This is a genomic window from Bacillus sp. LR--39 (assembly GCF_053613335.1).
Genome location: NZ_JBSIOT010000043.1, coordinates 1 through 2295, shown reverse-complemented (window position 1 = coordinate 2295; position 2295 = coordinate 1). Strand labels below are relative to the sequence as shown.

The following is a 2295-nucleotide window of genomic DNA, read 5'->3' as shown; positions in this document are numbered from 1 at the left end:
TCGTACCGCTTTTCATCTGCGAGGTTTCTCGCTCCGATCTCCGTGCCCATATACCAGCCGTTAAATGGCGCGGCATTATAATGAATGCCCCCGACCTCAAGCTTCATATCAGAGATGATAGGCACGCCGTACCACTTCAGCTCCAAATCAGAAAACGCCTCGATGTCCGGATGTATGATTGGAACCTCGATCACAAGTGAACGCGGCAGCTCATACCAGACAGGCTGTTTGTCGCCTTTCATGCGAAAAATGAGCGGCAGCAGGTCAAAATCCGTTCGCTCTCCGCGCCAGCCGAGCTCTTCGCAGGCTGCTGTCAGTGAACAGGAAGCCGGGTCGCCGATTCTTTCTCCGTCTGACTCATATCCAGCGTACCGGATCAGCTGATGATTCCAGATCTCGACTTGCTTTTCACCCTTCTCTTCCGGAGGGAGAATCGTAATGGTCGGTCTGATTTTCCCGTTATTGGTGGCGGTTTCAATATGGTGAAAGAGGGCGTCACGCACTTCCTCCTTCGTCCGGACGTCTCGTCTGTCAATAACATTCAGCGAATTCCAGAACAATCTGCCGATGCAGCGGTTACTGTTTCTCCAAGCCATTTTCGCTCCGTGCTCCAGCTCTTCCTTCGTATGTACATAGCTTCCGGTCAGGTCAATTTCGCTTTTAATGTCCTCGAGACGGTCTTTCACTTCCTCCTCCTTTCCCAATTCCTGATAGCATGCGGCAATAAACGCTTTCGCTTCGTTCCAGAGTATTTCTTTTTCTTCCAACAAACTCTCCCCTTCACATCACTTCATGCTTTTCATTGTATCGTTTTTAAGCGGCAAGACAAATGATTTTTCTGCAACTTCCTGGAAAACAATAAAAAACACCCGCGTGGTGCGGGTGTCAAATAGACGATAACCGATTTGCCAATTCAGTTAATTCACTTCGAAAGTTTTTGCCGGTCATCGGTATGCCGTGCCCTGTCAATAACGCTTCCGGTTCAAGACCGGCCATCTTTAGAATGGACTCCGCGGCCGTCTCTGTGTCAGGCGTGAAATAAGCCGGCGGCCCGTGAAGCTCCTGTTTTTGTATCAAGACGTCAGCCATTTTCTCCTGTTCCACTGTAATAACAGCATCACCTGCCACAAGCACGCGGCCGTCATCGCGGAATAACGAAATATGGCCCGGCGTGTGTCCTGGTGTCGCAATCCACATCCACTCGTCAAGAAAAGGGACTGAACCGTCTTCCGGCAGTGCCTGAACATGTGAGGAAATATCGATAGAGTGCCGCGGAAACAGCGGCGACAGCTTGGCGACCAGCCCGCTCTTGCTGTCAGGACGAGCCGGAGGATAATCCTCTTTACCTGTTACATAAGGCATTTCCCGAGAATGGACATAAACAGGCACATCCCAATGCTCAAGGATCTCTTCGATTGCCCCAATATGGTCAAAGTGCCCGTGTGTGAGGATAATCGCCTTCAGCTGAAACCCTTCACCGAATCTTTGTTTGGCTTCATTGACAATCATGCCGGCTGCTTGAGGCATGCCGGCATCAATTAAAACAAATGAGTGAGGTTCAGAAGGCAGCTGAATAAAATAGACATTCGCAATTTGCACAGTCAGGCCGTGCACCCCTTTTGCCGCTTCGAACCCCGTTCCGCTTCTGACTGAAGTCAGCGGCATATAAGGATCACTCATAATGACACCTCCGGAATGTTATATGCCGTTAGTGTGTGTCATTACGCCTGAATTATCATACGGAAATAGAGATCGCACCGATCAATAGAGCGATAGCCGTCATGACGATCACTGCGAGAACCGCCCATTTCAATGCGAATTTTTGATGGTCGTCAATAGAAACTCCGACGAGTCCGACAAGCAAATGAGTGGATGGCACAAGCGGACTCAGCATATGAATCGGCTGGCCGATAATAGAGGCTCTGGCAATTTCCACTTTATCCACACCGTATGCGACAGCTGTTTCTGATAAAATCGGCAGCACCCCGTAGAAATACGCGTCATTCGGCATCAAGAATGTGAAAATGCCGCTTGTTAAGGCAACAATCGCCGGGATCAATCCGCCCATTTGTTCCGGTATCATGGACACGAGCGAGATCGCCATTTCATCAACCATTTTCGTGCCTGTCAAAATCCCCGTGAACACCCCCGCGGCAAAAATCATTGAACCGATAGCCAGCACGTTGCTGGAATGCGCCGCGATGCGCTGTCTCTGATGCTCGAGATTGGGATAATTCACAATCAGCGCAATACAAAACGCAATGACAAACAGTACTGTTAAACTGACTTTACCCG

Annotated in this window: 2 protein-coding genes and 1 pseudogene; all 3 read right to left on the bottom strand. The window is 49.7% G+C overall.

What is annotated here, in order from left to right; genetic code table 11:
* Positions 1 to 767 (bottom strand): nitric oxide synthase (gene nosA / locus ACWHAR_RS19970; RefSeq protein WP_452087610.1); only part of this gene is annotated, 767 nt, incomplete at its 3' end.
* Positions 768 to 885: 118 nt separating this feature from the next.
* The gene (locus ACWHAR_RS19965; RefSeq protein WP_452087609.1) at positions 886 to 1680 is read right to left on the bottom strand and encodes an MBL fold metallo-hydrolase; all 795 of its coding nucleotides are present in this window, start codon (positions 1678 to 1680) and stop codon (positions 886 to 888) included.
* A gap of 55 nt (positions 1681 to 1735) precedes the next feature.
* Positions 1736 to 2295, bottom strand: a pseudogene (citM, locus tag ACWHAR_RS19960) (citrate transporter CitM); the annotation flags it as partial.